The following is a 13,754-nucleotide window of genomic DNA, read 5'->3' on the forward strand; positions in this document are numbered from 1 at the left end:
GAGGGCATGGTGATTCACGGTCTCCGGGAAGCCCTCGTATCCACCGGCAGCTTTCCCGAGCTGCTCACCGCAGATCAAGTGTCGGCGCTCCTCGGTGTCTCTGCCGCGACGCTCAACCGCTGGGCGGCACTCCGCGAAGCGACAGGCGAGCAGATCGGCCCGCCCTGCTACACGTTGTCCGAGCGGGTCCGCCGCTGGGATGCAGCCGAAGTCCGGTCCTGGCTCAAGCAGGTGCGCCGGTAATGGCCGGCAACACCCCGCGCGGCATCCGAAAACGCCTCGACTCCGCGGGGGAGCCCCGCTATCAGGTCCGCTATCTCATTCGTGACCCCGACGCCCCATCCGGCTGGGTGGAAACGTCCGCGACGTTCCCGACCCTGCGCGAGGCGAAGGCGTTCAAGTCCGAGCGCGACAACGAGGCCGCGCTCGGCGCCCGACGGTTCGATCCCCGTCTGGGCCGAACACCGCTCAGCAGGATCTGGACGCAGTTCTCCGACACCAAGAAACCGGCGGTCTCACCGAAGACCTGGAGCGGCTACACCCAGCACTGGGAATTGCGCATCAAGCCGCGGTTCGGGCATGTGCCGGTTGACGAGATCAGCCGCGGCGACGTCCAAGCGTTCGTTGACGGCCTGACGGTCGGCCCGTGGGCGAAGGTGTCGACGCTGCGTCTCCTGCGGTCGATTCTCGATGTCGCGCACCAGGACGGCCGAATCCACCGCAACCCCGCGCTCGGCGTCTCGGCTGGCCGCATTCCCGAGCGCGAACGGCATCGGTATCTGACCGCTCAGGAAGTCCAGACACTCGCTACCGCCTGCGGGGATCAGGGCGACGTGGTGACCATCTTGGCCTACACCGGCCTGCGCTGGTCCGAACTCGTCGGGTTGCGCGTCAAAGACATCGACCTCGTGGCTCGTCGCCTCTACGTCCGACGCGCGGCACCCGAAGTGGAGGGGCACATTGTTATCGGGCCGCCAAAGACCCGCGCCGGAATTCGAACAGTCCCGCTCCCCCAAGTCGTCGTTGACATCCTCAAAACGCGAATCGGCGGGCGGGCGGTTGACGAACCCGCCATCACATCACCCAACGGCGCGATGCTGCGCTCGAACAACTGGCGCAGGCACACGCACTGGAACAAGGCCCTGAAGAAAACCAACTTGGCTCCTCTGACCATCCACGATCTGCGCCATACCTATGCAAGCCTGGCCCGAAAGTCCGGCGCTGACCTTCGCTATGTACAGAAAACCATGGGCCACTCGACGCCGACTGTCACCGCGAACATCTACAGCGACCTCTACTCCGATGAACTGGACCAGGTCGCGACGAATCTCGATCGACTTCACGCGACCGAGATTCACACACCGAAGACCGGACAAGAACCGGACAAAGAAAACTGACAACCGAGTGCAAGACCCGTGTCGATGCAGGTGAAGATCGGTGGCCAGGGCCGGGATCGAACCGGCGACCTTCCGCTTTTCAGGCGGACGCTCGTACCAACTGAGCTACCTGGCCGGACGGCACCGATCACTTGCCTGGCAAGTGCCTCGCCGTAATGGCGACCCTGACGGGACTCGAACCCGCGACCTCCGCCGTGACAGGGCGGCGCGCTAACCAACTGCGCCACAGGGCCTTACTGTGTTGCTCCTCCCACCGAAGTGGTCGTTGCGTGTACCCCCAACGGGATTCGAACCCGTGCTACCGCCGTGAAAGGGCGGCGTCCTAGGCCACTAGACGATGGGGGCCTATTCCGAATTCCTCCGGGGCACTCGCAACGCTCATGTCGTTGGGAGCTTCGATAGCTTAGGGTACGGACACCCAAATCCTCAAACCGGCTGTGTGCCGTATCCTTCTCGACGTCGCACAGACACGGCCCCTATAGCTCAGTCGGTAGAGCTACGGACTTTTAATCCGCAGGTCCCAGGTTCGAGCCCTGGTGGGGGCACCACGGAAAACGCATACCTCGCGCGCGCCGAGAGCTCGCGTTCGCCCGCATCGCGCGGCGTGTTAATGGGCAGACGCGCGCGCTCGCGGAGCAACTAGCGGTAGTAGACCTCGTCGCCGTCGGGGTAGCCGCCGCCGGTGGTCGTGACGTGCACGTGGTCGTAGTGGCCGTAGCCGCCGGACTGCGCGCCGCCGGGCGTGTAGTACGTGCCCCGCCAGATGGCGTCCTGGATCCCGAAGCGCTTCGCGTTCGCGAGCACGTAGGCGACGATCTGATTGCCCAGCGCGATGCCGGCCTGCGACGTCGGGTTCGGGATCATCACGTCGAGCGCGAGGCCGTTGGGGTGCCAGCGCAGGGCGTCGGAGCGCACGCCGCCGATGTTGTTGATCTCCGGGAAGACCGCGCTGATGCTGCGGGAGGTCAAAATCGTGCGGACCTGCAGTCCGCGCTCGGGGGCGACGCCGGCGGGCAGGGTGCGGTCGACGACCCGCCACCGGGACGCCGACACCAGCGATGCCGGTGACGTCGCGGCACGACCGGGGTCGGTCAGTAGAGCAGGCTGCGGCGAGGTGGCCGGCGCCGCGACGATCTCGACACAGCACGGCGTCGTCTGCTCCTCGACGGGCGGGGGCGCCGGCGCGGCAACGGGTTCTTTCTCGGCCGCGACGGAGGCGGAGACCGGGTTCGTGTCGCCCTTCACGGCCAGGAACACCGCGGCCGGGGCGAGTGCCGATACGAAGTACACCGACGGATTGCGTCGCTTCTTCGGTAAGGAGTGCCGACCCACGCCCAGCAACATAACGAAAATTCGCGCAATTTACAGCATCGAAGTTCAGAACTGAATACGACGCGCTGATCGTTACCCTTCCGCGACCAGTCGGTGAGCAGACGGAAATGCGCAGGTCAGGCCGACAATTACGCTACGCGACGACCAGTAATGCGACGAGGGCCACAATCAGCAGAATCGCCGCCACGGCGAGTACCGCACCGGCGCGCCCCGCACGCGGCGGGGGCGGATCCAGGCTCCGACGCATCTGCTCGGCAGTCGCGAATCTCCACCGTGGGTCGCGGGCGATCGCGCGCTCGATCGTCGCCGCCAACGCCGGGTCGACATCGGGCCGCACCGACGTCAACGGCGCCAGTTGTCCCGCCGCGATCGCATCGGCCAGCGCCGACAGGTTGTCCTGCGGATACGCCCGCCGGCCCGTCAGCGCCTCGTACGCGACCACCCCGAGCGCATAGAGGTCGTCGCTGGGCGTGGCCGGCCGTCCGGCGATGCGATCGGACGGCAGATAGGCCATCGTGCCGAAGACCCGGTTCGTCAAGGTCTGCGGGGTGTCGGGGCTCTTGGCCACGCCGAAGTCGGCGATCTTCACGCCGCCGAACTCGGTGAACAGGATGTTGGCGGGTTTGATGTCGCGGTGCAGGACGCCACTGAGGTGCGCGGCGCTCAGCGCCGAGAGCACATCGCGCAGGATCGCGCGGACCTGCTCGACCGGCAGCGGGCCGTGGCGGGCCAGCAGGTCGGCCAGGTTCTGTCCGGGCAGCCGCTCCAGCACAATGTAGTGCCTGCCCTCGTGCACACCCGTGTCGTGTACAGCGACCACGTGCGGGTGGTTCAGGGCGGCTGCGGCACGAGCCTCGGTGGCGAACCGGCGGCGCGTGTCCGGTTGTGTGGACACCGACGGGTAGAGCAGCTTGACGGCGACCGGGCGGCCCAGCCGCTGATCCCAGGCGTCGCGAACCTCGGCCATCCCACCCCGGCCGAGCACGGGTCCCAGCCGGTAGCGACCGCCAAGAACTTCCGGGGCCTGCATGCCTTCCAAGCTAGCCCTTCTGCGAAGGATGCAAACCTGACGCCGCTTCGGGCGTGGCGGACCCACGTCGGACGTACGATCGGAAGCAATGCTCTACCAGCACGTTCCGCAGCCTTTCGCGCGTCGCCATCCGGTGCTCACCGTCATCGCGGCGGCGACGCTGGCGTGCTGGGTGGCGCTGGGCTGGTACGAGGCGGTGGCGCTCGCGGTGGCGGCCGGGCTGCTCGTGGTCGCGCGTCGGCGCCGACGGGCCGCGGCGATCCGCGAGGCGGGTCTGCGGGCGCGGGCCGAGTACGAGAACAGGCTCACCGTGTCCGGTGATCCCAGAGGGCTGTACGGCCGCTACTCGCCGTACCGGCCCAACTGGTATCCGGATCCCCAGAACCCTTGTCTGCTGCGCTATTTCGACGGCGTCGCATGGACGCCGCACGTGTCCGGACGCTGAGGGTTCAGACCTTCGGGCTGTAGTAGTGCGGGTTGTCGCGATACTCCAGTGGCGGCAGGTTGCGCGCCGGGGTCTCCACCAGCGCGGAGTCGGCAGGCAACCGGCCGGTGGCACGGTCCCACGCCGATCGCTTGCGCGGGTGCATCAGCCAACGCTTGGGCAGCACCTTGGTCGCCAGGGTCACGACGTCGCAGAATCGCCGGTGCAGGAACTCCTGGCGCGGTGACCACGTGTAGCCCATCAGCTCGCGCACCGGCGGGTCGTAGAGCGCGACGGTCATGAAAGTCAGGAAGCGCTGCATCACCGCCAGGTTCAGCTTCCACAACGGATCCGGAATCCATTCCAGCGACGGATGTTTGGGCATCGTCGACAAGTCCATCACCTCGCGGGCGGCCCAGTTGTTCTCCAGTACGTCGGTGCACATGTGGTCCCAGTACTCCTGGAATTCCTCCCAGGTCTTCGGGACGGGCCGCATGCTCATGCCGTACATCCGGTACCAGGTGACGTGCTCGTCGAACAGTTGGCGTTTGTCGGCCTCGGTCAGGCCGCCGCCGAACTTCTCGGCCGCCAGCAGTGTGGACTTGAAGAACGTCGCGTGTGCCCAGTAGAAGACGTCGGGGTTCAGCGCGCTGTAGCGGCGCCCCTGATCGTCGACACCGTTGAGGCCGATGTGATAGTCGCGCACCTGGGCGCCGGTCTTGGGCGCGCGGTTTCCGTCGAAGACCACGCCGCCGATCGGGTAGATCGAGCGCAACAACCGCGGGATCCGCTCCATGAAGAAGATCGAGTGGTCCTTCACCGCGGCGCCGAGTTGTGGGTGCATGTTCTGCATCGACCCGGCCCACGTCCCCTGGAACAGACCCGTCCACTGACCGAAGTATTTCCAGGTCAGGGAATCCGGCCCCAGCGGCTCGGGCAGCGCGTCATAGCCGCCACCGCTGATCGGGCAGCCCGCTGCCACCGCCCCGGACGCTTCGCCGGAGTCGCTGGTCACCGGGCCCGCTGCGGACGTATCTTGAGTCACTGTGCTCTTCCCGTTCGCCGTTTCGCCAATCTGACTACACACGTTGTCACTAATGGAGCTTAGGAGGGCCGTGCCGTCCGGTCAACGACGCGGGAGATGGTCCGGCGTTCCGCTCCAGGATCGCCAGGCGCTGCGCCGCGACGAGCTGATCACCGCCGGCATCGGCCTGCTGGGCAGTTCCGGCGGACCCAACCTCACCGTGCGGGCGGTGTGCAAGGCCGCCGGGCTGACGGAACGCTACTTCTACGAGAGCTTCACCGACCGTGACGAGTACGTCGCCGCCGTCTACGACGACGTCTGCACGGCCGCGATGGCCACACTCCGCGAGTCAGAGAGCATGCGCGACGCGGTCGAGCGGTTCGTCGCGCTGATGATCGACGACCCCGCCCGCGGCCGGGTGCTGCTGCTGGCCCCCGAGGCCGAGCCCGTCCTGGCCCGCTCGGGCGCGCGGTGGATGCCGAACTTCATCGAGCTCCTGCAGCACAACCTCACCCGGATCACCGACACCACCACCCAGGCGATGGTTGCCACCGGCCTGATCGGGGCACTCACTGCGTTGTTCACGGCCTACCTCGACGGCAGGCTGGAGGCCACCCGGGAGCAGTTCATCGACCACTGCGCTGAGCTACTGCTCAGCAGGGCGGTGACCTGATCCGGCCTCCGACCTGGGTGTGTGCCGCGGCGCGGCGGCTTGAATGTCACCGACATACACAGATATATTGAGTGCAACCACGAGGTACAGATAACTGGGAGGTGTCGTGTCGAAAGACCTGACCGACCTGCAATTGCTGACCGAACTCGAGCCCGTTGTAGAGCCCTTGGTCAACCGCCACATGCGGATGAAGAAGGACTGGAACCCGCACGACTACATCCCGTGGTCGGACGGCAAGAACTACTACGCACTCGGCGGCCAGGACTGGGATCCCGAGCAGTCCCAGCTGTCCGACGTCGCCCGGGTGGCCATGCTGGTCAACCTCCTCACCGAGGACAACCTGCCGTCGTACCACCGCGAGATCGCGATGAACTTCAGCATGGACGGCCCCTGGGGATTCTGGGTCAACCGGTGGACCGCCGAGGAGAACCGCCACGGCATCGCGCTGCGCGACTATCTCGTCGTCACCCGCAACGTCGACCCGGTCGAACTGGAGATGCTGCGCGTCGAGCAGATGACCCGCGGCTTCTCCCCCGGTCAGAACGACCAGATCGAGGCCGACCTGTTCGCGGACAGCCTTTTCGATTCCGTGATCTATGTGACGTTCCAGGAACTCGCCACCCGCGTCTCGCACCGCAACACCGGTAAGGCCTGCGAGGAGCCCATCGCCGATCAGCTGCTGCAGCGCGTGTCGGCCGACGAGAACCTGCACATGATCTTCTACCGCGACGTCTCGGAGGCGGGCTTCGAGATCGCCCCCGACCAGGCGATGAGGTCGCTGCACAAGGTGCTGCTCAACTTCAAGATGCCCGGATACACCATCCCGGACTTCCGTCGTCGCGCGGTGACAATCGCCTCGGGCGGCGTCTACGACCCGCGGATCCACCTCGAGGACATCGTGATGCCGGTGCTCAAGAAGTGGCGCATCTTCGAACGCGAGGACTTCAACGGCGAGAGCGCCCGGATGCGCGACGAGATCGGCGCGCACGTCGAGGAGCTGCAGGAGACGGTCCAGAAGTTCGAGATCGCCAAGCAGCGCCGCGAGGAGCGGCTGCGTCAGATGGCCGAGAAGAAGGCCGCCAAGAATCTGCTGGTGGGATCATCAGCCTCGTAACAGACACTCCGGGCTGCGAAGGTCGAACGGCCCGATCCCTGCGGATCGGGCCGTTCGACCTTCGCAGCCCGGTCGTCCTCGCCCCGATGGCCGGGGTGACCAACGTCGCCTTCCGCACGCTGTGCCGCGAACTCGAGCTCAGCCGCGCCGGCACGGTCAGCGGACTCTACGTGTGCGAGATGGTCACCGCCCGCGCGCTCGTCGAACGGCATCCGGTGACGATGCACATGACGACGTTCGCGCCCGAGGAGTCCCCGCGCTCGCTGCAGCTCTACACCGTCGATCCGGTCAACACCTACGCCGCCGCGAAGATGATCGTCGACGAGAACCTCGCCGACCACATCGACATGAACTTCGGTTGCCCGGTTCCCAAGGTCACCCGCCGCGGAGGCGGGGCCGCGCTGCCCTACAAGCGGCGGCTGTTCGGACAGATCGTGAGCGCGGCGGTCCGTGCCACCGAAGGCACTGACATCCCGGTCACCGTGAAGTTCCGCATCGGCATCGACGACGAGCACCACACCCACCTCGACGCCGGACGCATCGCCGCCGAGGAGGGCGCGGCCGCAGTCGCTCTGCACGCCCGCACCGCTGCCCAGCGTTACTCCGGAAGTGCCGACTGGGACCAGATCGCCGCCTTGAAGGCCCACGTCACGAATGTTCCGGTGCTGGGAAACGGTGATATCTTCGACGCTCGTGACGCGCTGGCCATGATGGCCGCGACGGGATGCGACGGAGTCGTGATCGGTCGTGGCTGCCTGGGACGGCCCTGGCTGTTCGCCGAGTTGTCCGCGGCGTTCACCGGCGCGACCCCGGCCACCCCGCCGACACTCGGCGAGGTCGCGCAGATCATTCGCAGACACGGCGAGCTTCTCGCTGCGCACTTCGGAGAGGACAAAGGCATGCGGGACATCCGCAAGCACGTCGCGTGGTACATGCACGGCTTCCCGGCCGGCGCGGACCTGCGCCGGTCGATGGCCCTGGTCAAGACGATCTCGGAGCTCGACGACCTGCTCGAACAGCTCGACCCCGACGTCCCGTTCCCCGCGGCCGCCAACGGACCCCGCGGCCGGCAGGGTTCGGCGGCCTCGGTCACACTGCCCGAAGGGTGGCTCGACGACCCGGATGACTGCACCGTGCCGGCGGGCGCCGACGTGATGCATTCCGGCGGCTGAGCTGCGACGACATGACGTCCACCGGGGTTCGAGACCATTCCGTGTGGGTATTGCAACCTGGGTTCGGCTGGATGAATCTCAGGATGTCTCAGTACGATGAGGCGTCAAACTGTCCGGCTCCGTCGGCGGAGCGCGGGCCAGTGCTCTTTGAGACAGACTGCAGGCACCCGGCTACCTGCGTGCCGGAGCGCAACGACGCGCAAGCACCGCGAGACGCCGTGGAGGCTGGAAGGCCGGTAGGAACATGAGTGACGGCGATAGCGCCACTCCCGGCCGTCCGCATGCCGAACGCGGGGACGGCGGGAGGATCCGGCGGTCCCGCCGGGCCGCGCCCGACGTCGCGCCGTGGGAACGCGACATCGACAGCAACGCCGGCCGCGAGGCCTCGGGGCCCGACGAAGGTCCGGCCGCGCCCGTCACCGTCGCCGACCTGATCGCCAAGATCAACGGCGGTGCTCCGCCGCCCGAACCGAAGCGGCACCGCGCAGAACCCGAACCCGAACCCGAGCCCTATCCGGACACCGGTGAGTTCGACACGACCGTCCTGCCCGTCATCGATCCGCGGGCATCCGAACTTCCGGACCTGGAGGCGCCCCGGCCGCCGCAGCACGTCGTGGCCAAGCCGGTGCGCTCACACCGGCGGACCGTCATGGCCGGCCGCGTCGCGGCGGCGCTGGTCGCAGTGCTCGCGCTGGTGCTCACCGGCGGCGCCTGGCAGTGGCAGTCGGCGAAGAACAATCTCCTCAACCGGGTCTCGGCGCTCGACCCCGACTCCCGCGACATCGTCGACCCCAACGCCCAGTTCGGCGACGAGAACTTCCTGATCGTCGGCACCGACAGCAGGCTCGGGAGCAACGCCGAGATCGGGGCGGGCACCACCGAGGACGCGGCGGGCGCGCGGTCGGACACCGTGATGCTGGTGAACATCCCGGCCAACCGCAAACGCGTTGTGGCCGTGTCGTTTCCGCGTGACCTCGAGATCGAGCCGATGAAGTGCGAGCCGTGGGATCCCGAGACCCGCGAGTACGGCCCGATCATGGACCCGGAATCGCCGATGTACGGCAAAGAAGAGGTCTACACCGAGTACAAGCTGAACTCGGCGTTCGCCGTCGGCGGCCCCAAGTGTCTGGTCAAGGTCATCCAGAAGCTGTCCGGCCTGCACGTCAACCGGTTCATGGCGGTCGACTTCGTCGGCTTCTCCAAGATGGTCGACGCGCTCGGCGGCGTCGAGGTGTGCAGTACCACCCCGATTGAGGACTACGAGCTCGGAACGGTCCTGCCCACCGCCGGGCGACAGGTCGTCAACGGACACACCGCCTTGAACTACGTGCGGGCCCGGCAGGTCACCACCGAGACCAACGGCGACTACGGCCGCATCAAACGGCAGCAGCTGTTCCTGTCGTCGCTGCTGCGCTCGCTGATCTCCAAGGAGACGTTCTTCTCGCTGTCCAAGCTCAACAACGTGGTGAACATGTTCATCGGGGACAGCTACGTCGACAACGTCGACACCAAGGATCTCGTCGACCTCGGCCAGTCGGTCCAGGGCGTGACCGCCGGGCGCATCACGTTCATCACGGTGCCGACCGTCGGATACGCCGACGAGTACGGCAATGAGATCCCCCGCACCGACGACATGCGCGCGTTGTTCGACGCCATCATCAACGACGACCCGCTTCCCGAGGAGCGCAACCCCGACAACTCACCGGTGCCGGGTACCCCCGAGTCATTGGCGGCCGCGCCGGGCAGCGGCGTGGACGGCGAAGGGCCGTCCGACGAGATCGTCGACGCCATCACCACCGATCCGCAGAACGTGACCGTCCAGGTGTCGAACTCCACCGGCCAGTCGGGACTGGGCGCGACCGCCAGCACCGCGCTGCAGTCCCACGGCTTCAACGTGGAGAGTCCGGACGATTACCCGGGTCCGCTGGAGAAGACGACCGTGTTCTTCTCGCCGGGCAACGAGGAAGCCGCGGCGACGGTCGCGTCCTCCTTCGGCGATGCGACGGTGGAACGGGCGAGCGGCCTCGGCGACGTGGTGCAGGTCGTCCTGGGTAGCGATTTCAACTCCGTCGGCGCACCGTCACCGAGCGGCTCGTCGGTTCAGGTCCACATCATCCGCAGCACGAAGACCCCGGCCACCGAACTGCCCGAGGATCTGACCGTGACCAACGCCGCCGACACCAGCTGCGAGTGACCTCGGCGCGTCTGTGCGGGCGGCATTCACCGTCCGTTCACGTTCGGTTCGTGACGCCGCGGGTACCACGCCGTAGGGTTGATCCATGCGTACCGCGTACCACGAGCAACTGGATGCCCTGACCAGCAGGCTCGGTGAAATGTGCGGGCTTGCCGGGGTGGCCATGGAGCGCGCCACGCAAGCCCTTCTACAGGCTGATCTCCCCCTCGCAGAGCAGGTCATCACCGACCACGATCAGATCTCGGCGCTCAGCGTGCGCGCCGAGGAAGAGGCCTTCGTCCTCCTGGCGCTGCAAGCACCCGTCGCCGGCGACCTGCGCGCCATCGTCAGCTCGATCCAGATCGTCGCCGACGTCGACCGGATGGGCGCGCTGGCGTTGCACGTCGCCAAGATCGCGCGTCGCCGGCACCCGCAACACGCGCTGCCCGAAGAGGTCAACGGCTACTTCGCCGAGATGGGTCGCGTCGCCGTCGAACTCGGCCACAGCGCCCAGGAGGTCCTGATCACCCGCGATCCGGAGAAGGCGGCCCGGATCCGCGAGGAGGACGACGCGATGGACGACCTGCACCGCCATCTGTTCACCGTCCTGATGGACCGGGAATGGAAGCACGGGGTCGCCGCCGCGGTCGACGTGACGCTGCTCGGCCGGTTCTACGAACGCTTCGCCGACCACGCCGTCGAGGTCGCCCGCCGCGTCATCTTCCAGGTCACCGGCCGCACCACCGACGGCGAGGAACTCCCCGCCTCCCGCTGACACGCTGCACGAACAAGGCCCCCGGAGATATCTCCCGGGGGCCTTCTTCGTGGTCGAGAACTCGTGGCGGAACTCTCAGCCGAAGCGGCCCGAGATGTAGTCCTCGGTCGCCTTCTCGGTCGGGTTCGAGAAGATCTTCTCGGTGTCGTCGATCTCGATGAGCCTGCCCGGCTTGCCGGTCGCCTCCAGGTTGAAGAACGCGGTCTGGTCGCTGACCTGACTTGGCTCACTTTTCGGGTTCGGGCCTGACTGCAGCGTTCTGACCTGCGGTTCTAGTTGTAGATCGGCCGGAATTTGCACACTAAAGTGTGGTCGTAGGCTGCGCTGGTGGCCTACATCCGGACCGTGAAGACCGCCTCGGGGGCGACTGCAGTGCAGATCGTGTGGTCCTGGCGGCGGGGGTCACGCTCGATCGAGCACATCGGATCGGCCCACGATGATGTTGAGCTCGCGGCATTGAAGTCCGCTGCGGCCGCCCGCTTGGCGGCCGGACAAACTGAACTCGACTTGGGCCTGTCTGGTGGCCTCGAGCCGGGGACGCTGCCGATCACCTCCTCGCAGATGACGCATCTGTGGGGCGGCCTGTGCGCCGCCTACCGTGCACTGGGATTCGAAACGGTCACCCAGGGCGACAACGTGTTTCGCGATCTCGTACTTGCCCGGATCATCGAGCCGACCAGCAAGATCGACACCGCACGGGTGTTGAGCGAAGTCGGCGTCGACGCGGCCTCCTATGCCACCCTCAAGCGTCGGCTGCCGATCTATGCCACACCCGCCTGGCGGCAATCCCTGGCTGCGGCAACAGCACGGCATGCCCGGCTGGGGCCGGCCTCACTAGTGCTCTACGACGTGTCGACGCTGTACTTCGAGACCGATACCGGTGACGGATTCCGCGAACCTGGGTTCTCCAAGGAACGCCGGTTGGAACCGCAGATCACCCTCGGGTTGCTCACCGACGCCTCGGGGTTCCCGCTCACGGTAGAGGCCTTCGAGGGCAACCGGGCCGAGACCGCCACCATGCTTCCAGTCATCAACGCGTTCAAGGCCGCCCACCAGTTGAGCGATGTCACCGTCGTCGCCGATGCCGGGATGATCTCCGAATCCAACCAGGTCGCCCTGCAAGCCGCGGGGTTGTCATTCATCCTGGGCACCCGGATTCCGTTCCTGCCCGATGTGGTCCGCGAATGGCGCGATCAACACCCCGACGAGGCCGTTCCTGATCAGCTGGTGTTGACCCAGCCCTGGCCGGCCAGCAGCTCGGAGAAGACTCGCGGCATCCCCGATCGCGTCGTCTACTACCAGTACCGCAATGACCGGGCCCGGCGCACCCTGCGCGGCATCGATGAGCAGGTCGCCAAGGCCCAGAAGGCTGTCGATGGTCATGCTCCGGTCAAGCGCAACCGGTTCATCAAGCTCACCGGTGCCACCAAGACGGTCAACCGCGAGTTGGAAGCCAAGAACCGCGCTCTGGCCGGCTGGAAGGGCTACACCACCAACCTGGTCGACCAGCCCGCTGACTTCGTCATCGGCGCCTACCACCAGCTCTGGCGCATCGAGAAGAGCTTCCGGATGTCCAAGCACGACCTGGCCGCCCGCCCGATCTACCATCACCTGCGCGAGTCGATCGAGGCCCACCTGAGCATCGTGGTCGCCGCCATGGCCGTCAGCCACTACATCGAAACCCAAACCGGTTGGAGCATCAAGAAGTTCGTGCGTACCGCCCGCCGCTACCGCACCGTCCAGATCAAAGCAGGCCGCCAGCTCCTCACGGCCGCCGATCCGTTGCCCGACGAGCTCCGCGTGGCCCTCGCCAAAATCAGTGCCCCGACTTGAACACTAAATTGAGCCAACTCGGGTCTCAGCCGAAGCGGCCCGAGATGTAGTCCTCGGTCGCCTTCTCGGTCGGGTTCGAGAAGATCTTCTCGGTGTCGTCGATCTCGATGAGCCTGCCCGGCTTGCCGGTCGCCTCCAGGTTGAAGAACGCGGTCTGGTCGCTGACGCGGGCGGCCTGCTGCATGTTGTGGGTGACGATCACGATCGTGAAGTCCTTCTTCAGCTCCGAGATCAGGTCCTCGATCGCCAGCGTCGAGATCGGGTCGAGCGCCGAGCACGGCTCGTCCATCAACAGCACGTCGGGCTGCACGGCGATGGCGCGGGCGATGCAGAGCCGCTGCTGCTGACCGCCGGACAGGCCTCCGCCGGGCTTGTCGAGCCGGTCCTTGACCTCGGTCCACAGGTTGGCGCCCTTGAGCGAACGCTCCGCGGTCTCGTCGAGCGTCTTCTTGTTCCGCACGCCCTGCAGTTTCAGACCGGCGACCACGTTGTCTCGAATCGACATGGTAGGGAAGGGATTCGGACGCTGGAACACCATGCCGATGGTCTTGCGGACCCCGACCGGGTCGACGCCGGCGCCGTAGATGTTCTCGCCGTCGAGCAGCACAGAGCCTTCGACCCGCGCGCCGGGAATCACCTCGTGCATCCGGTTGAGCGTGCGCAGCACCGTCGACTTGCCGCAGCCGGACGGACCGATGAACGCGGTGACGCTGCGCGGTTCCACCGACAGCGTGACGCCGGCGACCGCGTGGAAGCTGCCGTAGTAGATGTTGACGTCTTTGAGGTCCAGCCGTTTGGCCATGAGAG

General features: G+C 66.6%; 13 protein-coding genes, 4 tRNA genes and 1 pseudogene. 10 read left to right on the plus strand and 8 right to left on the minus strand.

Annotation, left to right across the window (positions count from 1 at the left end):
• Positions 1-6: 6 nt before the first annotated feature.
• Both DYE23_RS23715 and DYE23_RS23720 read left to right on the plus strand, forming a co-directional pair.
• Complete coding sequence (locus DYE23_RS23715) at positions 7-243, plus strand: helix-turn-helix transcriptional regulator (protein ID WP_115328330.1); 237 nt, start codon at positions 7-9, stop codon at positions 241-243.
• Entirely contained in the window at positions 243-1,397 is a 1,155-nt protein-coding gene (locus DYE23_RS23720) for a tyrosine-type recombinase/integrase (protein WP_115328331.1), read from the plus strand. The genes DYE23_RS23715 and DYE23_RS23720 overlap by 1 nt, the downstream gene beginning before the upstream one ends.
• 41 nt (positions 1,398-1,438) lie before the next feature.
• On the opposite strand, the gene DYE23_RS23725 is transcribed toward DYE23_RS23720, so the two are convergent.
• The 3 genes from DYE23_RS23725 to DYE23_RS23735 all read right to left on the minus strand — a co-directional run bounded on the left by DYE23_RS23725 (position 1,439) and on the right by DYE23_RS23735 (position 1,742).
• Positions 1,439-1,512: transfer RNA gene (locus tag DYE23_RS23725), tRNA-Phe, on the minus strand.
• 41 nt (positions 1,513-1,553) lie between these two features.
• A tRNA-Asp gene (locus DYE23_RS23730) sits at positions 1,554-1,630 on the minus strand.
• Between the two features lie 39 nt (positions 1,631-1,669).
• Positions 1,670-1,742, minus strand: a tRNA-Glu gene (locus DYE23_RS23735).
• 127 nt (positions 1,743-1,869) lie between these two features.
• Here DYE23_RS23735 and DYE23_RS23740 point away from each other — a divergent pair.
• Positions 1,870-1,945: transfer RNA gene (locus tag DYE23_RS23740), tRNA-Lys, on the plus strand.
• Between the two features lie 91 nt (positions 1,946-2,036).
• Here DYE23_RS23740 and DYE23_RS23745 read toward each other — a convergent pair.
• Complete coding sequence (locus tag DYE23_RS23745; RefSeq protein ID WP_115328332.1) at positions 2,037-2,741, minus strand: VldE C-terminal domain-containing protein; 705 nt, start codon at positions 2,739-2,741, stop codon at positions 2,037-2,039.
• Positions 2,742-2,862: 121 nt separating this feature from the next.
• Complete coding sequence (locus tag DYE23_RS23750; protein ID WP_115328333.1) at positions 2,863-3,759, minus strand: serine/threonine-protein kinase; 897 nt, start codon at positions 3,757-3,759, stop codon at positions 2,863-2,865.
• 88 nt (positions 3,760-3,847) lie between these two features.
• On the opposite strand from DYE23_RS23750, the gene DYE23_RS23755 reads away from it, so the two are divergent.
• Positions 3,848-4,204 carry a DUF2510 domain-containing protein gene (locus tag DYE23_RS23755; RefSeq protein ID WP_115328334.1) on the plus strand — a complete coding sequence of 119 codons (357 nt, stop codon included), beginning with the start codon at positions 3,848-3,850 and terminating at the stop codon, positions 4,202-4,204.
• 4 nt (positions 4,205-4,208) lie between these two features.
• On the opposite strand, the gene DYE23_RS23760 is transcribed toward DYE23_RS23755, so the two are convergent.
• Positions 4,209-5,228, minus strand: a complete 1,020-nt coding sequence (locus DYE23_RS23760) for an oxygenase MpaB family protein (RefSeq protein ID WP_115328335.1) — start codon at positions 5,226-5,228, stop codon at positions 4,209-4,211.
• 70 nt (positions 5,229-5,298) lie between these two features.
• On the opposite strand from DYE23_RS23760, the gene DYE23_RS23765 reads away from it, so the two are divergent.
• The 5 genes from DYE23_RS23765 to phoU all read left to right on the plus strand — a co-directional run bounded on the left by DYE23_RS23765 (position 5,299) and on the right by phoU (position 11,114).
• Positions 5,299-5,880 (plus strand): TetR/AcrR family transcriptional regulator, encoded by a 582-nt coding sequence (locus tag DYE23_RS23765; RefSeq protein ID WP_011892565.1) that lies wholly within the window; start codon positions 5,299-5,301, stop codon positions 5,878-5,880.
• Positions 5,881-5,986: 106 nt separating this feature from the next.
• Entirely contained in the window at positions 5,987-6,994 is a 1,008-nt protein-coding gene (locus DYE23_RS23770; RefSeq protein WP_011892564.1) for an acyl-ACP desaturase, read from the plus strand.
• Between the two features lie 38 nt (positions 6,995-7,032).
• Positions 7,033-8,166, plus strand: coding sequence for a tRNA dihydrouridine synthase DusB (gene dusB, locus DYE23_RS23775; RefSeq protein WP_041800584.1), 1,134 nt, complete (start codon positions 7,033-7,035; stop codon positions 8,164-8,166).
• 244 nt (positions 8,167-8,410) lie between these two features.
• Positions 8,411-10,360, plus strand: coding sequence for an LCP family protein (locus tag DYE23_RS23780; protein WP_115328336.1), 1,950 nt, complete (start codon positions 8,411-8,413; stop codon positions 10,358-10,360).
• Between the two features lie 85 nt (positions 10,361-10,445).
• The gene (gene phoU, locus DYE23_RS23785; RefSeq protein WP_013470825.1) at positions 10,446-11,114 is read left to right on the plus strand and encodes a phosphate signaling complex protein PhoU; all 669 of its coding nucleotides are present in this window, start codon (positions 10,446-10,448) and stop codon (positions 11,112-11,114) included.
• Positions 11,115-11,189: 75 nt separating this feature from the next.
• Here phoU and pstB (DYE23_RS23790) read toward each other — a convergent pair.
• A pseudogene (pstB, locus tag DYE23_RS23790) lies at positions 11,190-11,342 on the minus strand (phosphate ABC transporter ATP-binding protein); the annotation flags it as partial.
• Positions 11,343-11,441: 99 nt separating this feature from the next.
• Here pstB (DYE23_RS23790) and DYE23_RS23795 point away from each other — a divergent pair.
• Positions 11,442-12,947 carry an IS1634 family transposase gene (locus tag DYE23_RS23795; protein ID WP_435404796.1) on the plus strand — a complete coding sequence of 502 codons (1,506 nt, stop codon included), beginning with the start codon at positions 11,442-11,444 and terminating at the stop codon, positions 12,945-12,947.
• A 25-nt stretch (positions 12,948-12,972) separates the two neighbouring features.
• On the opposite strand, the gene pstB (DYE23_RS23800) is transcribed toward DYE23_RS23795, so the two are convergent.
• Positions 12,973-13,749 carry a phosphate ABC transporter ATP-binding protein PstB gene (gene pstB / locus DYE23_RS23800; protein ID WP_013470824.1) on the minus strand — a complete coding sequence of 259 codons (777 nt, stop codon included), beginning with the start codon at positions 13,747-13,749 and terminating at the stop codon, positions 12,973-12,975.
• Positions 13,750-13,754: the final 5 nt, after the last annotated feature.

Origin of the sequence: Mycolicibacterium gilvum, assembly GCF_900454025.1 — a bacterium.
GTDB lineage: Bacteria > Actinomycetota > Actinomycetes > Mycobacteriales > Mycobacteriaceae > Mycobacterium > Mycobacterium gilvum.